The 18,791-nt window shown below is 35.5% G+C and carries 16 protein-coding genes; 7 read left to right on the forward strand and 9 right to left on the reverse strand.

Features of this window, described 5'->3' with window-relative positions:
• Positions 1 to 23 precede the first annotated feature (23 nt).
• Together BHE19_RS01095 and BHE19_RS01100 are read left to right on the forward strand one after the other, a co-directional pair.
• A complete protein-coding gene (locus BHE19_RS01095) occupies positions 24 to 1,352 on the forward strand; it encodes a DUF4270 family protein (RefSeq protein ID WP_233431342.1) in 1,329 nt (442 codons plus the stop codon).
• Complete coding sequence (locus tag BHE19_RS01100) at positions 1,353 to 2,588, forward strand: PorV/PorQ family protein (RefSeq protein ID WP_070905626.1); 1,236 nt, start codon at positions 1,353 to 1,355, stop codon at positions 2,586 to 2,588. It abuts the gene before it with no gap.
• Positions 2,589 to 2,592: 4 nt separating this feature from the next.
• Here BHE19_RS01100 and murI read toward each other — a convergent pair whose 3' ends face one another.
• From murI to BHE19_RS01145, 8 genes are all read right to left on the reverse strand, one after another.
• A complete protein-coding gene (gene murI, locus BHE19_RS01105) occupies positions 2,593 to 3,369 on the reverse strand; it encodes a glutamate racemase (protein WP_017497917.1) in 777 nt (258 codons plus the stop codon).
• Positions 3,370 to 3,821: 452 nt separating this feature from the next.
• A complete protein-coding gene (locus BHE19_RS01115; RefSeq protein WP_017497918.1) occupies positions 3,822 to 4,325 on the reverse strand; it encodes an OmpH family outer membrane protein in 504 nt (167 codons plus the stop codon).
• Positions 4,326 to 4,340: 15 nt separating this feature from the next.
• Positions 4,341 to 5,354, reverse strand: a complete 1,014-nt coding sequence (locus BHE19_RS01120) for an OmpH family outer membrane protein (RefSeq protein ID WP_017497919.1) — start codon at positions 5,352 to 5,354, stop codon at positions 4,341 to 4,343.
• Between the two features lie 45 nt (positions 5,355 to 5,399).
• Entirely contained in the window at positions 5,400 to 8,147 is a 2,748-nt protein-coding gene (locus BHE19_RS01125; protein WP_070905628.1) for a BamA/OMP85 family outer membrane protein, read from the reverse strand.
• On the reverse strand, positions 8,080 to 8,820 hold the full coding sequence (locus BHE19_RS01130) for an isoprenyl transferase (RefSeq protein WP_070905629.1): 741 nt from the start codon (positions 8,818 to 8,820) through the stop codon (positions 8,080 to 8,082). The genes BHE19_RS01125 and BHE19_RS01130 overlap by 68 nt, the downstream gene beginning before the upstream one ends.
• 5 nt (positions 8,821 to 8,825) lie before the next feature.
• Positions 8,826 to 9,515: a type IX secretion system protein PorG gene (gene porG / locus BHE19_RS01135; protein ID WP_017497922.1), complete on the reverse strand. Its 690-nt coding sequence runs from the start codon at positions 9,513 to 9,515 to the stop codon at positions 8,826 to 8,828.
• 173 nt (positions 9,516 to 9,688) lie between these two features.
• Positions 9,689 to 10,576 carry an NAD kinase gene (locus BHE19_RS01140; protein ID WP_017497923.1) on the reverse strand — a complete coding sequence of 296 codons (888 nt, stop codon included), beginning with the start codon at positions 10,574 to 10,576 and terminating at the stop codon, positions 9,689 to 9,691.
• A 95-nt stretch (positions 10,577 to 10,671) separates the two neighbouring features.
• Entirely contained in the window at positions 10,672 to 11,331 is a 660-nt protein-coding gene (locus BHE19_RS01145) for a CBS domain-containing protein (protein ID WP_070905630.1), read from the reverse strand.
• 116 nt (positions 11,332 to 11,447) lie between these two features.
• Here BHE19_RS01145 and BHE19_RS01150 point away from each other — a divergent pair, with 116 nt between their 5' ends.
• The 4 genes from BHE19_RS01150 to BHE19_RS01165 all read left to right on the forward strand — a co-directional run bounded on the left by BHE19_RS01150 (position 11,448) and on the right by BHE19_RS01165 (position 16,390).
• Positions 11,448 to 12,161 carry a pyridoxine 5'-phosphate synthase gene (locus BHE19_RS01150; protein WP_017497925.1) on the forward strand — a complete coding sequence of 238 codons (714 nt, stop codon included), beginning with the start codon at positions 11,448 to 11,450 and terminating at the stop codon, positions 12,159 to 12,161.
• Between the two features lie 34 nt (positions 12,162 to 12,195).
• Positions 12,196 to 13,182 (forward strand): PDDEXK nuclease domain-containing protein, encoded by a 987-nt coding sequence (locus BHE19_RS01155; RefSeq protein ID WP_070905631.1) that lies wholly within the window; start codon positions 12,196 to 12,198, stop codon positions 13,180 to 13,182.
• 80 nt (positions 13,183 to 13,262) lie between these two features.
• Positions 13,263 to 15,542, forward strand: a complete 2,280-nt coding sequence (locus BHE19_RS01160) for a TonB-dependent receptor plug domain-containing protein (protein WP_070905632.1) — start codon at positions 13,263 to 13,265, stop codon at positions 15,540 to 15,542.
• 5 nt (positions 15,543 to 15,547) lie between these two features.
• Positions 15,548 to 16,390, forward strand: coding sequence for a DUF4249 domain-containing protein (locus BHE19_RS01165; RefSeq protein WP_070905633.1), 843 nt, complete (start codon positions 15,548 to 15,550; stop codon positions 16,388 to 16,390).
• A 60-nt stretch (positions 16,391 to 16,450) separates the two neighbouring features.
• On the opposite strand, the gene BHE19_RS01170 is transcribed toward BHE19_RS01165, so the two are convergent.
• Positions 16,451 to 17,827, reverse strand: a complete 1,377-nt coding sequence (locus BHE19_RS01170) for a hypothetical protein (RefSeq protein WP_070905634.1) — start codon at positions 17,825 to 17,827, stop codon at positions 16,451 to 16,453.
• A gap of 198 nt (positions 17,828 to 18,025) precedes the next feature.
• Here BHE19_RS01170 and BHE19_RS01175 point away from each other — a divergent pair, with 198 nt between their 5' ends.
• Positions 18,026 to 18,790 (forward strand): alpha/beta fold hydrolase, encoded by a 765-nt coding sequence (locus BHE19_RS01175; protein WP_070905635.1) that lies wholly within the window; start codon positions 18,026 to 18,028, stop codon positions 18,788 to 18,790.
• The last annotated feature ends 1 nt before the right edge of the window (position 18,791 follow it).

The raw sequence follows: 18,791 nt of genomic DNA on the forward strand, positions 1-18,791 counted from the left end.
ATATTTGCCCAAAAAATTAGAATATGCACAAGTACATCGTAATGTTATTTTTGACAATGACCCTGTTTTCATGCGGAACCGACTCAGATGCGGGTGAGTTTGTAGTGGGGTCTGATTATCTGGCCGTGAGCAATAAAGTTATTTTGATTGATACCATGACTGTGGAGATGTCAACCATAAATTTTGACTCTTTGATTACTTCTGGGAAAAACCGTATTTTAATTGGAAGTTATGAAGATCCTATTTATGGAAAAGTAAAATCGAACAGTTATTTTCAGTTGGCTTCCGATTCTTATTCTTTAAAAAATGACGGATCTGATACAGAATCCACCAATTATGTTTTTGATTCTATTGCGATGATTCTGAAATATGATAAATATTATTACGGAGATACCACGAAAGTTCAGACATTTGATATTCATCGCTTAACAGAGAAAGTAAAGCCGAATACTAATGACAAAAACTTCTATAATAATTCGGTTTTAAATTATAGTGATGAGAGCCTGGGGAGCATTTTGTATAAACCCAGACCAGCCGGGAAAGATTCTATTAATATTAAGATGAGCAGTACTTTCGGGGCAGCTCTTTTTCAGAAACTCAAAAAAAGAGAAATCACAGATTTTGATAGTTTTAGTGAATATTTAAAAGGGCTTGTTCTGGTTCCTTCCGTTTCAAATTCGGCAAACGTTATTGGCTTTCATGTTGCATCGAGTAAAGTACGGTTGTATTATTCCAAATATCAGGCAAATACTGAAGAAGTTCCGTATATCATGGATTTCAAGATTTCGGACGCCCAAAAGCAATTTAATTCCATCTCGTTAGATAAGGCAGGAACCCTAATTCAAAATCTACCCGCTCCGAATAGTAAGCTTTCCAGCGTACTAACCAATCGTCAGGGATTTATTCAGTCCGGTACCGGAGTTGCCTGTCGGATTGATTTCCCGAACATCAAACAACTGAAGCGTATTTCAGCTAACGGAGCGATTGTAGACGCGCAATTGTTTTTAAAGCCTGTAAACAATACGTACTCAGAAAAATATCCGTTGGAAGATTCTTTAAAAGTTTATGTAAGCGATAATTTAAACCGAATCAGTACTTCGTTGGTCAATTCGGCCGGAACTGCCGTATTTGGTATTCTCAACAAGAAGAAGGATGAATTCAATGAAAATGTGGGATACTCGGTCCCGATTGGTTATTTCCTGCAGAAAGAAATGCTGAAGCAATCTAGTTCCAGATCTTCTCTTATCCTCACTTTACCTGGGATTTCTAAGACAGTTAACCGGATTGTTTTAGGCGATCAGAAACATTTGAACAATAAACTCCAGCTTAAAATTTATTATATCTCTTATTAAATGAAAAGTAAAATTGCCTGTTTAAGCTGCCTCATTTTGATGTCGCTCACGTCGTTTTCTCAAAGCATTTCAAGTTCACCTTACTCGTTGTATGGTTTAGGAAGTGTGTACGATTCTGATTTTGGAAACATTCCTTCTATTGGATCTTCAGGAATTGCTTTGCCTTCTGCCTCTTTTATCAACAATCTAAATCCCGCATCACTGGGATATTTGCCACAGAATCATTTTATGTTTGATGTTGGAGGAAAGTCCATTTCGACTACTTATCAAAGCAGTTTAAGAAGCGAAAGCCGCAATAATTTTCAGTTTTCGCATTTGGCATTTGCCTTTCCGGTTACTAAGAATTCAGGATTTAGTATTGCGATTCGTCCTTATTCGAGTGCTGCTTTTAAAATATCGAATTTAAAATTGCCTATCGAAAACAGCCAGGATTTTTACTACTTAACAGCGACTGGTTCCGGAGGATTAAATAATCTGGATTTGTCTTACGGCTACCGATTTGGTAAGAAATGGTCTGTTGGAGCTTCAGCATCTGTGTTGTTTGGAAATACAAAAGACAACAGAAGTTTCTTAATTATGAATTCCATTACAAGCATTCAGAAAAAGACGCATTACAGTGGTCTTCGGGCAACATTAGGTACACAGTACCATGTTGATTCTACTCTTACCGTTGCGACAACATTTAAAGTGCCGACCCGGATTAAAGCATCCAAAGTTCAAACCGTTCAAACTATTGCCGATGATGTTGTGACAACTATAGAGTCTGATGTGGCTTCAGATACAGACGATTATTATATGCCTTTGGAAATGGGGATCGGGATCAGTAAACGTTTTAAGAACAACTTAAACATGACGCTGGATTATGAAAAAAGCTTGTGGGGCAGTACCAATCAATCTGAATTGTATGGCAATTTCGTAAATCAGGATCGGTTTGCCCTGGGATTTACATACAGTGGAAGAAAAAATATTCGTAAATATTGGGATAGAGTTCAGTATGCTGCTGGAGCAAACTTTGACACCGGTTATTTGGAAATTGATGGTAAAAGAATCCACAATGCCGCAATTTCAATAGGACTTAATTTACCTCTTGAAAATACCTATTCGTCTTTAAATATTTCCTATTCCTACGGACAAAGAGGAAGGGTTTCGGATAACCTGATTAAAGAAAATTATCATAAAATATCCCTTAATTTATCTTTAGACGGAATTTGGTTCGTTAAGCGAAAATTTGAGTAAAGAATTAAAAATCCTTCTCGATAACAGGATATTTATGGTCTAAAATTGATTTTAAAACTTCGGGATTTGAATTGACATAAAATACGGGTTCGCTTTTCGGATTAGCAGTAAAACCAACAGTTTCGCGCAGGATATTTTGCGTTTGTCTTGCAACCGCTTCTCCTGAATCGATAATATGAATGTGTTCCGGAAGGATCTTTTTGATTTGCGGAATCAGGTAAGGGTAATGACTGCATCCCAGAACAAGATAATCGATATTGGCCTCAATCATAGGTCGCAAATAGGATTCCAGTAACTGAGTCATTTCCGGAGAATATAAGTTCCCGTCTTCAATAAGCTGAACGAGCCCGTGACCTACTTGTTCGATAATAGTGGTATGCTGAAACATTTCGGCAGTTTTATTGAACAGTTCACTGTTCAGCGTTCCTTGCGTGGCCAATATGCCAATAACCTGTGTTTTCGAATTGTTAGCGGCCGGTTTAATTGCCGGTTCAATTCCGATAAAGGGAATATCATAATCAGCACGAAGTTCGCGAATAGCATTGGTGGTAGCAGTATTACAGGCAACCACAATTAGTTTGCAGTTTTGTTCCAGTAAAAAATCTACATTTTTTTTACTTAGAGCAACAATCTCTTCTTTTGTTCTTTGACCGTAAGGAGCATTTTTGCTATCGGCTAAATAAATAGTCTTTTCGTTAGGAAGCAGGTCATGAATGGCGTTCCAGATGGAAGTTCCTCCAATACCGGAATCAAAAACGCCTATAGGATTGTTGTTTGTCATAGGACAAATTTAATGTTTTTTGATATAAATGCATATCCCAATTGAAAGGAAATCGTAGGATGTTTTGTTTTTTAACGGCATTTTAACTCGAGTAGAATTGTGATGGTTTAACCGCAAAGACCGCAAAGATTTCGACAAGGTTCGCTATGTTTTTGTGGATGGGGAGTTAGATATTGGAGTGATTGAAAGAGAAGTTTTTCAGAATCTTTTTTAAAAAGCATTTGGTTTATGGTTTGACTCTCAGATTGAATTATTTGAAACTCATTGCTCTGAAAGAGCCTCAGCAATAGCATAGTGCACGCACTATCAATAAGAATAATCATTGTAAAGCCCTGAAAGGGCGCAAGCCTGATCTCTAAAGAGAAGCATTTATCCTATTTCAGTGAGATGTATAAAAAAACGGTCCGAACTTTAAATCGTACGGACCGTTTTTTATGTAAGGAATTCGTTTATTAGAATCCTAAATCTTTTTTTACATCAGCAGTAATGTTTGGACCATCAGCTAATAATAAAGTAGAACCGTCTAAAATGTATTGGAAACCTTTAGCTTTTCCAACTTTTTGGATAGAAGCTTTTACTTTTTCCATTAATGGTTTTACGATGTCAGTTTCTTTTTGTTGTAATTCTTTTTGAGCGTTGTCTCTGTAGTCAACAATTCTTTTTTGCATGTCCTGAACTTCTTTAGAACGTTCTCCGTTTACAGCATCAGTTACAGTTGCAGCTTCACCTTCGTATTTTTTGATTTTTACTTGATATTCGTCAACCATTTTTTTGTATTCAGCATCATATGTACCACTTAATTTTTGCAGTTGGTTTTGAGCGTCTAGCATTGCAGGCATTTTCGACATAATCTCGCTAACATCAACGTGAGCTACCTTAGCTTGCGCGTTCATCGTGTTGCTTGCTCCTAAAACTAGTATTGCAGCAATTAGTAAAGTTTTGATTTGTTTCATCATTTTTAAAAATATTAATTAATTATTGGTCGTATTTGATTTTTGTGTTTCGGCTTCTTTTGCTTTTTTCGCCGCTTCTCTTTCTTCTAAAATTTTCTTTCTTCTGTCTTCTAATTCTTTTTTGCGCTGTTCGTAAAGTTTTTGTCTTTCTTCGGCTTTATTTACAGCAGGCTGAGCCGGTGCTGTTCCTTCAGTTGGCGTAACAGTGGTAGCAGGTTTAGCTGTTGTACCATCCGTTTTAGCAGGTTCTGTTTTGGCAGGTTCAGAAACCGTGCCATTTTTTTTGGCATCTCTTTCAGCAGCTAATGCTTTTCTTCTGTCTTCGTATTCTTTTTTCTTGGCTTCCTGCTCAAGTCTTCTGTCTTCAATTAGTTTTGCTCTGGCGGCTTTTTTGTCATCAAGAGCTTTTTGTCGGTCTGCCATTGCCGGATTTTCATCAATTGCATTTTCCAGTTTTTCTTTGGCTTCCTGATCTTTTAATTGTTTTTTGGTCAGTTGCTCTCGTTTGTCCGTACGGTTTAAAATACGAATTACCTGATCGCTGATGTCAAATTTCTTATTGCTAAAAAGCATGGTTAAATCAGATGATTTGTCAAAGACAAAGTCATAATTTTTTGCTTCGGCAATATCCTGAACTGCAGTAAAAACCTGGTCTTGTATTGGTTTTGCCAAGCCAGCTTTCTGATGCATCAGATTTCCGTCAACACCAAATTGCTTTTGTTGATAATCCATCATTTCAGTTTCGAGAAATTTAATCTCGGTTTCTTTCTCATCAATAAGCTCTTTTGTCAGTAAAGCTCTTTCGGCTTTAAGGCTTTCTTTAAGATTATTGATGTCCAGTTTTTTGGTTTCTATTTCCTGTTTCCACTTTTGAGCCTTTAGCTCTAATTGAGCCTTAGCCTCTTTGTAATCGGAAACATTTTCCAAAATATACTCCATATCGATGTAGCCAATCCTTGTCGTTCTTGTTTGAGCCTGACTTGTATTTGCTACAATCAGGGCTAAAAATATAAATAAAAATTGTCTTCTCATAACATTACTTTATTTGAAAATTTTTAACCAACTATTGTTTTTTTTTTAGAATTGTTGCCCGATGATAAAGTGAATTTCTTTACCATGTGCCTTAGTTTCTCCCGGTTGAGGATCGAAACCGTAACCCCAGTCAATACCCAATAATCCAAATGCAGGCATGAATACACGTAAACCAACACCCGCAGAACGGTTCAGATCAAATGGGTTATAAGCTTTAAAAGTTGGGTATGATGAACCAGCTTCTAAAAACGCCAATGCATAAATCGATGCAGAAGCTTTTAATGTAATCGGATAACGTAACTCCATAGAGAATTTGTTATAGATTGTAGCTCCAATCTGTTCTCCATTTGCATTTACAGGAGTTAAAGAGTTGTTTTCATAACCTCTCAACTGCACCGTTTCTCTACCATCCATCGAGTAGTTTGCCATTCCGTCTCCACCTAAATAGAAACGCTCAAACGGTACAAGACCTCTCGACTGATTGTAGGCTCCCATGAATCCAAACTCTGTTAGCGTACGTAGTACTAATTTACCATAAAGTTTGGTAAACCACTCTCCTTTGAACTTAATTTTATAATATTCCAGCCAATTGTATCTTTTTTGATCGACTTTCCCCTGGTCAACATCTGCACTTGCGTAATCAGAGCCAACACTTACAACTCTTGGTGTTCCGTTTACGATTTCCGTTTTAGTGTAATCTCCAGTGTTCAATGGTTTGCCATCATCACCAGATTTTGGAGCTCCTGTATATTGTGTTTTATATTCTTTTTGATTTTGTAGGTCACCGTAATCAATTCCGTTAAACAATGAATACGGAGGAGTTATTTTTGCTGAAATACTAAAGTCTGAACCATAAGTCGGGAATATTGGGTTAACCCCTTTATTACTTCTGGAAAGTCCAATAGTATACGCTAAGTTTCTCGACGCTCCGTTACCAAAGGTAAACAATCCTGTGTTATAATTGTTCAAATCATAATGTTGGTAACTTACAGATTGTGATAATACGAAGTAATCGTCCGGCACGGTAAGTCTTTTAGCTAAACCAACCTGTAAGGTCAGGATGTTGAAACTTTTGCTTTTATCTACACGTCTGGTCGCGAAATTGTTTAGGAATTGTTTACTGTATGAAATAGAAGAACTAAATTGTACAGGTTTTTTTCCTCCAAACCATGGTTCTGAAAATGACACACTATAGGTTTGGAAATAAGTACTTCCCTGTAAACGAAGTGCTACTTTTTGACCGTCACCCATTGGTAATGGCTTATAAGATTCTTTATTGAACAGGTTTCTTGCTGAGAAGTTGTTGAATGATAATCCAAGGGTCCCAATGAAACCTCCACCTCCGTAACCTCCCTGAAGTTCTACCTGGCTGGATCCTTTTTCTACAACGTGATATTCAATGTCAACAGTTCCTGCTGCAGCATCAACATTTTTGAATTTTGGATCAATGGCTTCAGGATCAAAGAATCCTAATTGTCCAATTTCACGAATTGTTCGAACTAACTGTTCTTTGCTGTATTTTTCTCCCGGTTTAGTTCTTAATTCACGATAAATAACGTGATCGTTTGTTTTATCATTTCCTACAACCGATATTTTGTTGAAGTATGCGATAGGACCTTCTGTAACTCTGATCTCAAAATCAATGGTGTCGTTTACTGTTTTTACCTCTACAGCATTAATGTTAGAGAATAAATAACCATTGTTTTGGTATAAGTTTGTGATGTCTTCAGCATCAGGTTTTGTCTTGTCGGCAATACGTTTTTCTAGTAAAACACCGTTATAAGTTTCCCCTTTTTTGATTCCTAAATAACGGTTTAATAATTGATCTGAATAGACTGTATTTCCTAAGAATTTAATGTTTCCGAAGTAGTATTTGTTTCCTTCTTCCACATTAATTTTGATGGCCAGCATATTTTTCTTCTTGTCGTATTTAACAGAATCAGAAATAATACGGGCATCACGATATCCTTTTTCTTTATAAGCAGCAACGACTTTTTCTAAGTCAGTTTTATATTTTTCAGGGATGAATTTAGAAGACTTTAAGATACGGAGTACGTTCTTTTGTTTGGTATCTTTCATAGCAGCTCGCAACTGATTTCCGCTAAGCTGTTTGTTTCCGATGAAATCGATACTGCTAATCTTGACCTTATCTCCTTTATCTACCCGTACAAGCATGTTTACATGATTGCCTGCAGTACTGTCAGGAGTATTAGTAATGGTAACTTTAGTGTTGTAAAATCCCTCCTTTTTATATTTATTTTCAATATAATTTTTAGTTGTCGTGATTAAGTTTTCGTTGACAATTTTGTTTTTGGTCAGATTATTGTCCTTAATTAACCCTTCGATTTTATTTTTTTTGATACCAACGAATTTAACTTCGTTTAATTTAGGGAGTTCGACAATGTTCAGATCCAGATAGATACTGTCGTTGTCGATTTTGTTAACATAAAAAGAGATTTCGTCAAAAAGGCCAAGTTTGCCTAATTTTTTAATAGCCCCACTAATTTCTTCACCCGGAACAGCAATTTCCTGTCCTTTTTGAAGACCGGAAAAAGTAACAACTGTTTGTTCGTTAAAGCTTATTTTACCAACAACAGAAACTTTGGCAAGAATATATTTTTTCCCCTGATCAAAAGGAACTCTTTCCTGCGCTTTAATTTGTGAAAAACTACCCAAAAGAAGTAGGGTAAAGACTATTTGTATTCTTTTTTGCAACACTAAAAAATTATTTAATTTGTTCACTGGTTTTTCCAAATCTACGTTCTCTTTTTTGATAACTAATAATAGCCTCATATAAATCTTGGTCTTTAAAGTCTGGCCATAAGACATTAGTAAAATATAGTTCTGCATAGGCGATCTGCCATAGCAAAAAATTACTTATTCTATGCTCTCCACTTGTTCTTATTAATAAATCTACGTCAGGTAAATTTTGCGTGTAAAGATGCTCATTTATAATTGAATCGTCAATAGAGTCTATTGAAATTATATTATTTTTAACTTTATCACTGATGATTCTAACGGCTTGTACCAATTCTTCTCTTGATCCGTAACTTAATGCTAAAGTTAAGGTCAGACGGGTATTATTTTTGGTCTTTTCGATTACATCTAACAACTCTTTTTGAGCTGATTTTGGTAATTTTTCAAGGTTCCCTATAGCATTAAGTTTGATGTTGTTTTCCTGCAGGGTTCCAAGTTCTTTTTTTAAGGAATTGATCAAAATTTTCATCAGTGCTTCGACTTCCAGTTTCGGACGATTCCAGTTTTCTGTCGAAAAAGCGTATAACGTCAGGTATTCAATACCAAGTTTGGCACATGTTTTTATAGTGTTTTTTACAGATTTTGTTCCGTTTTCGTGACCAAATGCTCTTAAAAAACCTTGTTGTTTTGCCCAACGGCCATTCCCGTCCATAATAATGGCCAGGTGTTGAGGTAAATTTGTTTTATCTATTGATTCTAGTAAATTCATTTTTATTATTCTGCGCAATAGCAAGGTTTTTCTCCAAAGGTATAAGTTAAAGTAATACCAGAGAAGACATACCAATCATTATTATTTAAATTTCCAAACTGTAATATGTTTGTGTTTTTTGTATTTGGATTACTGGAATCCATAGCATCTGTAAAAGTATATCGTGCTCCAACTTCAGCTCCCAGAACAATACTTGGAGTTATGTTTGATTTTATACCTAATATAATAGGTATGGCAAACGAACTTGAACTTATAGATTGTGTTACGGTTGGACTTGATGTAAAGCGGTACAATTTGTCGTACATAAAAAAGTTAAGCCCGGAGAAGATATACGGAGTTATTTTTCTGTGATAATCATGCAGATTAAAGTCGAAAAAATTGAATTCCAGACCCGCTGAAAGTTCTTTTACATTATTTTTAAAGCTATAGCCTCTTCTGTTTCTTCCTGTTTCAGATGAATCGAAATCGTTTCCTGTAACGGTTGATTGTGTATACGAGAAACGATAGGAGTGACGTGGACTTTTATTCCATTTGTACAACACGCCAAAAGCAAGTTTTTCTGGTGCAATATAGGTAGTTTTGCCTACATCTCCTACAAAGTTGCTTCCACCTAAAAAAACACCAATCTCATTGATTTGAGCATTTAGTGTGATAAAGGGGAAAAAACATAACAATAAATTAAAAATTTTCTTCATTTAATTCAAAATTGCGTGCAAATATAATAATTATCGATTCGAATCAAAGTTTGTTTAGCTAAATGTGCTTTTTTTTCAATTTATAATATGATTTTGAGCTATTTGGTAATGATTCGCTATATGCAGAACGGGAAAATGTAGTATTATCGTATAGTGGTAATTCAGAAAAGCGCTTAATTTCTCTTGTCTTCTCCCCAGAGCAGTTTTTTTCTCAGTGTTTTCAGGAAAGTTTCGCCCGGTATTTCCACCATTTTTATTTTGAAATCGGTTTTTTTAATTTTTAGAACGGAGTCATTTTTTACGGAGGTGATTCTGGAATCTAAAGAAACTAAATACTGGTCTTCTCTTCCGGTAACGCGAAGTTTGATTTCAGTATTGTCCGGGATAACTAACGGCCTTGCGTTTAAATTGTGCGGCGCAATAGGAGTGATCACTAAGCTCTCAACATTAGGGGTCAGAATAGGACCACCGCAGCTTAATGAGTAGCCGGTCGAGCCGGTTGGTGTTGAAATGATTAAACCATCTGCCCAGTATGAATTTAAGTATTCGTTGTTTAAATACGTTTCAACTGTAATCATAGACGTGGTGTCTTTTCGGCTGACGGTGACTTCATTCATTGCAAAGTTTAAGTCGTCTTCGATGGCTTCATTTTTAGGATCACAGGTCAAGCTTAATAAAGTTCTTTCGGAGATCGTGTAATTTTTGTCGATGATGTATTGTAAAAAATTATCGATACTTTCTCTGGGAACTGTTGCCAGAAACCCTAATCTTCCCGCGTTGATACCTAGTATTGGAATTCCTGAGTTGCGAACCAGAGTTGCGGCTCTTAAAATAGTTCCGTCACCACCAATACTAATGAGCATTTCATAACTATCGTCTAACGAAGTAGAAGAAGAAAAGGTTTTATATTCCTTTTTAACAAGTTCTTTTTCGTAGAGCATTTTCAGAAAGTCTTCTTCAATTACCATTTCGACATTATTGGAATTGAAAAAAATAAAAATGTCTTTAATAATGGGGCCTGTACTGTTTTGGTAATACTGCCCGTAAATGGCTACTTTCATTCGTTAATTAGATAATTTGTCAATGTGTCAATTAGATAATTTGTCAATGTGAAGATTATCTAATCAACTAATTTGCTTATTGACACATTAATAATTTATATGTTAAGGTATTTGTCCAGATAATCAGAACGTTCTTTTAAGCTGTTGATATAAGCGTCTTCCTGATGTTCGGATATGATTTCGTAATTGTATCGTCTAAAAGTCTGGATGATTTCATTCATAGGTCCTATACCAATTTTTATGGTGATCTGAACATTTTCTAAGTCAGCTTCAGAGACAAAACATCCGAGGATTTTACCGTTATTACTTTCTATAATTTGAGTAACCTGCCCCATGGAGTAATCCAAAAGTCCTTTTTGAACGATTATAATGCCGCCTTGCTCTTTTAAAAAAGGAGTTTCCTGAAAAAACTTCATGATGTCCTCCATTTCATAATAGCCAATATAGGTATTGTTTTCGTCAAGAACCGGGATTGTATTGGTATGATTTTTAGCAAATACTTCCAGAACGTCAAGCCAAATCATAGATTTTCGGGCAAAAAAACGTTCCAAAGTATATTTGTAGTCAATGGCTTTTTTGTCTGTATCAAAAGTTTCGACATCATCGGCGGCGATACTTCCAATAAAAATTCCGTTTTCCAAAACCGGAAAATGCGAAAAACTCAAATCAGCAAAAAAGTCCTGAACCGATGCTATCGTTTCCTGACTATCAATCGCTCTGAAATCATTGGTGATATAGTTTGTAATTTCTGTCATAAATCTATTGAAGATATTTCATGCAAAATAATCAAAAAATAGCAAAAAACGCTACGTTTTACTTTGTATTTTTGTCGTAACAAATATAGTGTTACCAGAATTAATTATCTATTTATATGACAAAGTTAAGTGTAAATATCAATAAAATTGCAACGTTGCGAAATGCACGCGGCGGAAATGTTCCTGATTTATTAAAAGTTGCGACAGATATTCAGAATTTCGGAAGCCAGGGGATCACAATCCATCCGCGTCCGGACGAGCGTCATATTCGCTATCAGGATGCACGCGATTTAAAAGCAATTGTATATACCGAATATAATATTGAAGGAAATCCTCAGCATAATTTTATCGATTTGGTTTTAGAATGTAAACCAACACAGGTGACTCTGGTTCCTGATGCAATTGGAGCGATTACCTCGTCTGCAGGTTGGGATACTGTAGCCAATCAATCGTATCTGACGGAAGTTATTCAGGAGTTTCAACGAAACGGAATCAGAACTTCGATTTTTGTCGATCCGGTACTGGAAGTTATAGAAGGAGCAAAAAAAACAGGAACAGATCGCATTGAGTTGTATACGGAAGCTTTTGCACATCAATACGGTTTAGGGAATAAAAACGGAATTGATCCTTATGTTGAAGCGGCAAAACTGGCTAATGAATTGGATTTAGGGATTAATGCAGGTCACGATTTAAGTTTGGATAATATTCAGTTCTTCAAACAAAATATCCCGGGATTGTTAGAAGTGTCTATTGGCCATGCTTTGATTTCAGAAGCTCTTTATCTGGGCTTGGATAACGTAGTAAACATGTATCTGAATAAATTGAAGTAAGTTTTAAGGTTTAGATAACTTAAATAATTGGATAATGATCACGAATCAGACCCCGTTGTTTTCAGAAGTAAAAGAAATTATTCTCCAGTCTCGTAAACGAGTCTTTAGAATGGCAAATTCTGTTTTATTGGAAACCTATTGGGAAATTGGGAGAGTAATTGTTGAAGACGAACAAAGAGGGAAAGATCGCGCCGATTATGGTAAAGCTACTTTAAAGAATCTTGCTAATCAACTTACACTTGAGTTTGGAAAAGGGTTTGATGATAGTAATCTGAGAAATATGCGTGCTTTTTACAAAGTTTTTCCAATTCGTGACGCATTGCGTCACGAATTGAGTTGGACACATTATAGACTACTGTCGCGATTGGTTTCGGAGGAAAAAATAAAGTATTATCTGAACGAAAGTATTCAGAACAACTGGAACAGCAGGACGCTTCAAAGGCAAATAAATTCATTAGCATTTGAACGTGTTGTAGAGCATAAAAGTATCAAAGCAGAATCAGATACTATTCAAAATTTAATAAAAGATCCTTATATTTTTGAATTCTTAGGATTGTCAGCTGAAGCTAAAAATTCTGAGCGAAGCTTAGAAACATCTATAATAGATCATTTACAGCAATTTTTATTGGAGTTTGGAAAAGGGTTTGCATTTGTAGCGAGACAACAGCATATTGTTACGGATACGTCTGATTTTTATATTGATTTGGTTTTTTATAATTACATTTTAAAATGTTTTGTAATTATAGATTTAAAAACCGGATTACTATCTCATCAGGATATTGGTCAGATTGATATGTATGTCCGAATGTATGATGATTTAAAGAAGAGCGAATCAGATCAGCCTACGATTGGAATTCTATTGTGTTCTGAAAAAGATGAAACGATAGTGAAATATTCTGTTTTAGCAGATAAGAAAAGTGTTTTTGCAAGCCAGTATTTACTATACATGCCAAAAGAGGAGGAATTAAAAGCGTTGATAGAGAATGATATTCAGCGATTTCAGTTAGATTCTGAAAGTTAAGTGTATAAAAATAAAACCATAATTACTCTTAGAAAACACTTTATAATTGTTTATTTTCGCACTTTTCTTATTAAAATCAAGTGCCAAAACCAATTATCCTCTTTTTTTTATTCTGTTTTTCCAATGTATTTGCGCAATCTAAAGCCAGTATAAACGGAAATCTAAAATCTTCTGAACACGAGAATCTCGTTGGAGCAAGTATTTCTTTAAAAACAGCGATCCAACAGTATTATACATTGTCTGACTCTGTTGGTAATTTCTCGCAACAGCTGTCGCCGGGACCTGTAGAAATAGCAATCAACCAATTGGGTTATCTTACGAAAATCATTAATCTTAACTTCGAAAAAGATACGGTGCTTTCAATAGTGCTGGATAAAGATGTTTCTCATCTGAAAGAAGTTATCGTGAACAATGATAAAAAAAGCCCAATAACGACTTTATCAGGCGGGAAATTAGTCTTTAATTTAAAAGAATTGACTTCAGTTCCGACTGTTTTAGGAACTACTGATATTATAAAACTTTTGCAACTGACACCAGGAGTGCAAAATTCAGGAGATGCAAACGGATATTTGTATGTTAGAGGTGGGGATCCGGGGCATAATGCCATTTTGTACGATGGAACTCCTGTATATGGAATGTCACACTTGCTGGGGATTTTCCCTTTTTACAATACCGATCATATAAAGGGTGTCGAGTTTGATAAATCAAGTTCGAATGCAAAATATGGAGGACGTTTGAGTTCAACTACACTCTTGATACCGAATAAAAAAATACCTTCAGAATTGGGGATTCAGGGAAATGTTGGGATTTTAGCTTCACAGCTTACATTGACCGCTCCTGTTGGTAAAAACTCAGGCTTGTACATTTCAGCAAGGAAAACGTATATAGACGAAATTGTTGCGCCATTATTGCGTTCCGGTTCAGAAAACAATGATGTTCAGAATATGAAATATGGTTTCTCAGATGGAAATCTAACTTTTATCTCTCAGCTTTCTAAAAATAACCTGCTTTCTGTCGATGCTTTTGTAAGCGGTGATGAATTGAAAATCAAAGACGGAAACCTTGCTTTGCAAACCAGTTTAAAATGGAGCAATGTCACCATTTCACCAACTTTGATTACTGCAGTTTCGCCAAATGTAAGTATGTCAAATGCACTATATTTCAGCCAATATTCTAATGAGCTGAATATGGAACAGGCTACAATTGAGTTTGGAGTTTCGTCGTATGTAAAAGATTTTGGATTTAATAACGCTTTTAAATATCAGATAAAAAATGTTCCTGTAGAATCCGGAATACAATACGTACATCATAATTTACAGCCTCAAAAAGTGAATGTCGAGAATTTGACAGATGCTAATAATACTTTTCAAAATAGTACAATCAATGCCAATGAGGCGGCTATTTTTACGACTGTAAGGCCTAGATTTACAGATCGTTTAAGTGCCGAATTGGGTATTCGGGTTAATTATTATACTTCAGGTTCCCGTGATTCTTATTTGCATTTTCAGCCCAGAGTTTTATTGAATTATCAGTTAAACGAAAAATATTCTTTTTATGGATCTTATAACAGACAATATCAATATCTGAGCCTGATAACTACTTCAAGCGTTGGAATTCCAACTGATTTTTGGATTGCCAGTTCAGACGGTATAAAACCGCAATCGTCAGACGAGTTTTCGATCGGTTCTAATCAGAATATTTCGAAAAATTTCAGTACTTCTTTGGGAGGTTTTTATCGTTCGATGAAAGATTTACTGGAGTATCCGTACGGTATCACGCAGTTTAATGAGGTTACCACATTCAAAAACGACTTGTTGACGGGAAAAGGTAAAGCATACGGATTGGAGGTAATGCTTCGTAAAAGCAATGGAAAGTTTACAGGCTGGCTGAGTTATACATTGAGTTGGTCTGATCGAAATTTTGAGGAACTCAACAACGGGAAAACCTATTTTGCCAAATACGACAGACGACATAATCTGTCAATTGTCGGAATGTATGATCTGAATGCTAAATGGAATTTCGGAGTTACACAACTGTTTGGTTCCGGAAACCGTTTTACCATGCCAACATCCTGGTATTTCATCAATAATAATCCGGTTAAAGAGTATTCAGGTTATAACAATGCACAAATGCCTAATTATATCCGAACCGATCTTTCGGTGAATTATTTTTTCTTAAAAACAAACAAAAAAGAAAGCGCTTTGAATTTCTCCATTTACAATACATTCAATATCAAAAACCCGATTTATGTGGTACTGAGTGTTAAAGAGAATAAAGATAAAAACAGTGTAATTGTAAAACAGGAAGAAAAGGTTTTGTATTGCATATTGCCTTCTGTGAGCTGGAGGTTTAAATTTTAAAAAAGATGAAAAAATATATATTGTTTCTGGTAGTTTTGATAATAGCAAGTTGTTCTAAGGATGATTTTGGCGACCGAAAAGCAGAATCTAAAATTGTAGTAGAAGGCTGGATTGAAGAAGGAGATTATGCTCAGGTTTTGCTATCGAGCAGTATTTCGGTTACCAATACTATTGATTCCACAAATGTCTTAAATCATGTCATACGTTCCGCAAAAATTACAATTTCAGATGGTGTGACATCGGAAGTTTTAAGGGTTAAGAATGATAAAAATAGAGTACCTCCATTTGTGTATTATGGTTCAGTTCTTAAAGGAGAGACAGGGAAAGAATATTCATTGAAAATAGAGTATTTAAACCGCGTGGTTGAAGCGACAACCAAGATTCCAAAATCAGTAGCCATAAAAAGTGCAGAGTATGTAAAGAAAGTTGACACCGATACGACTGGCTACGTTTTTGTGAAATTTGATGACCCGCTAAACGAAAAAAATTATTATCAGATTGCAACCAGAATAGAAGGAGAGGAACCTGTTTTTGTACCTGCATTTTATGGCAATTTAGACGATAAAAACTTTAGTACTTCGGCAGTATCTGTACAAGTTAACAGAGGAGTTTTACTTTTTCCTAAAACCAAGTTCACTCCTTATTTTGTAGATGGAGATTTAATACATGTAAAATTAAGAACACAGAACAAAGAGGCTCTGGATTTTTGGAACAGTTGGCAAAACGAAATTGTAAACAGCAGAAACCCTATTTATCCCGCAAACACTAGTTTGAAATCAAATATAAAAGGCGGAATAGGAATTTGGGCCGGATATGGTCAAAGTACTTTTAGGGTAAAGGCTCTGTAAAAAACAAAGCCGTTTTGAAAATAGTTTCAAAACGGCTTTAAGTTTATGTTTTAAGAGTAATTATCTTTTGAATGCTTTTACGAAATTCTCGAATTTAGTTTCAAGTGCTGTGAAACCTTCTGAGAAATAAGTACTCATTTCTACTTCAGTGTTATCACTGAATTTTAGATAGTAGATTTCTTCCATGTAAGGTTGTGAAAAAGATTCACCTTGTGCAGTATTCCATGACCAGTATTTGTTTTTTTCATTCCAAACAGGCAGATTGAAAGTATAGTTACCTCTCGCTTCTGAACGTTTAATAATATCAGCTATTTTGGTACCGTCTTTCTTAGAAACTAAAATCAGTTTTATGTTTTTATTGAAAAGCGCAACCAAACCTTCAGAGTATTTTTTCTCGTATGCATTTAAGGCCGTATAATAGGCTTTGTAATCATTTTTAGGGTTGGTGTTATCTGTTAAATAAGCAGGGCGAACAATACTTTTATCTAAGGCGATATCATCAGCTGCTTCAGTAGCCAAATCCATATTAGCAACAATAATAAAATTGTCCATTAATTTAATTACACCATTTGCTTTTCCTCTGTACTGAACAAGTTCGTCATTTTCAAGTAAACCATCGATGTTTGCTGTACTTCCGGCGTTGAAATCAACTAATGTTTTTCCGTTAAAAGTAAAAGTAGCTTTTGAGCTGCTTTCCAGCGCTTTTTTACCACTCATTTCCCAGGCATATCCATCGTTCAAAGTCATCTTGTAAGCAAACTCATCCGGGATTTCTTTTTTGTTAGAGTATTTTGCAGTTTGAGTAAAAGTAGCTGCTGTTGCATTATCGATTGTTAAAGTAGCATCTGCAGATGTTGGTAAAAAGAAATAGTCGTATACAGATGGATTTTGAATATATTGCTGTTTTACAGGGTCGTAAGTCCAGTTTCCGTAAGTGTCGATATTTTTTACTTTGATATCAGATGAAGTACTTTTAGCAGAGAATATTGCATTGTTCGCTGTTTGTGACGCTTTTGCAGGGAAAACAAACTTTAATTCAGTTGTAGAAGCTGTTTTAACCCAGTTTTTTGCGGCATTGTCCCAAGTATAAATACCGTAAACACCAGAAACATTTAAAATGTCTTCTACTGCATTATCGCTTTTTCCGTTAAAAATATCAACCTCTCTAAGACCTAACAATCTGCCTAAGTTTTGAATTGCTTCAATAGCACCGGAACTTTTTGATTTGTCTAATTGAGCCAACATCTCATTAGCTTCAGCCTCTAATTTTACTTTTTGTTCAGCCGGAGTTAGTTTTGAATAAGGTTGTTTGCTAAGATTTTCAATTTGTTCTGCCAGAGTTTGTTCCTTTGTAGGTTCGTCTTTGCTGTCGTCACTAGAACAGGAAACCATAAGTTGAGAAGCAACTAAGGATACTAAAAATAATTTTTTAATCATGGTTGAGGTTTAAATTAAATAAAAATTTTATTTTGATTTTTGAAGGCGCAAGTTACAGTTTGTATTTGTGCTTTCTTTACGGAAAGCCGTAATGCCGCGAAGTTTTTTAAACAAAGTAGCTTTGTTAGGGGGAATTAGTTTAAGAATTGGTGCATAACTTTTTTTACCTTTGTGAGCAGTTTTTAAAACCCAATACAAATGTTATATTCGAAAATAGAAGGAGAAGGAAAGCCTTTCGTAATCATGCACGGATTTTTAGGAATGTCAGACAACTGGAAAACACTTGCAGGTCAATATGTCGAGGCAGGGTTTCAGGTTCATCTTCTGGATTTAAGAAATCACGGACGTAGTTTTCATTCAGACGAATGGTCCTATGAAGCAATGGTACAAGACGTGTTTGAATATTGTCAGGCCAATCAGTTAAAAAAAATAGAGCTGTTAGGACATTCAATGGGAGGGAAAGTGGCTATGCTTTTTGCTACTACGCATCCCGAAATAGTCGATAAATTAATTGTAGCCGATATTGGTCCTCGATTTTACAAACAGCACCATCAGGATATTTTGGCCGGATTAAATGCCGTTGATTTTTCGGTAAAACCGAGCCGAAATGATGTTGAAGCAATTGTTGCGCAATATGTATCCGATTTTGGTACAAGGCAATTTTTATTGAAGAATTTATATTGGAAGGAACCGGGACAGCTGGCTTTCAGATTCAATCTGGAAGTTTTTAATAATAATCTTGATGCTATCGGAAAAGCGCTGGCCGATGATTTAGTTTTCGATAAAGATACCTTGTTTATAAGAGGAGGGAATTCCGGCTATATTTTAGATACAGATTTTGATGCAATTCGCGAACATTTCCCTAAAGCTAAATTTGAAACCATTCCCAATGCAGGGCACTGGCTTCACGCCGAAAATCCAAAAATGTTTTTTGAACTGACAGCAGGGTTTTTGAAAGAGTAAA

Origin of the sequence: Flavobacterium tructae, from assembly GCF_001853485.1 — a bacterium.
Taxonomy (GTDB): Bacteria; Bacteroidota; Bacteroidia; order Flavobacteriales; family Flavobacteriaceae; genus Flavobacterium; species Flavobacterium tructae.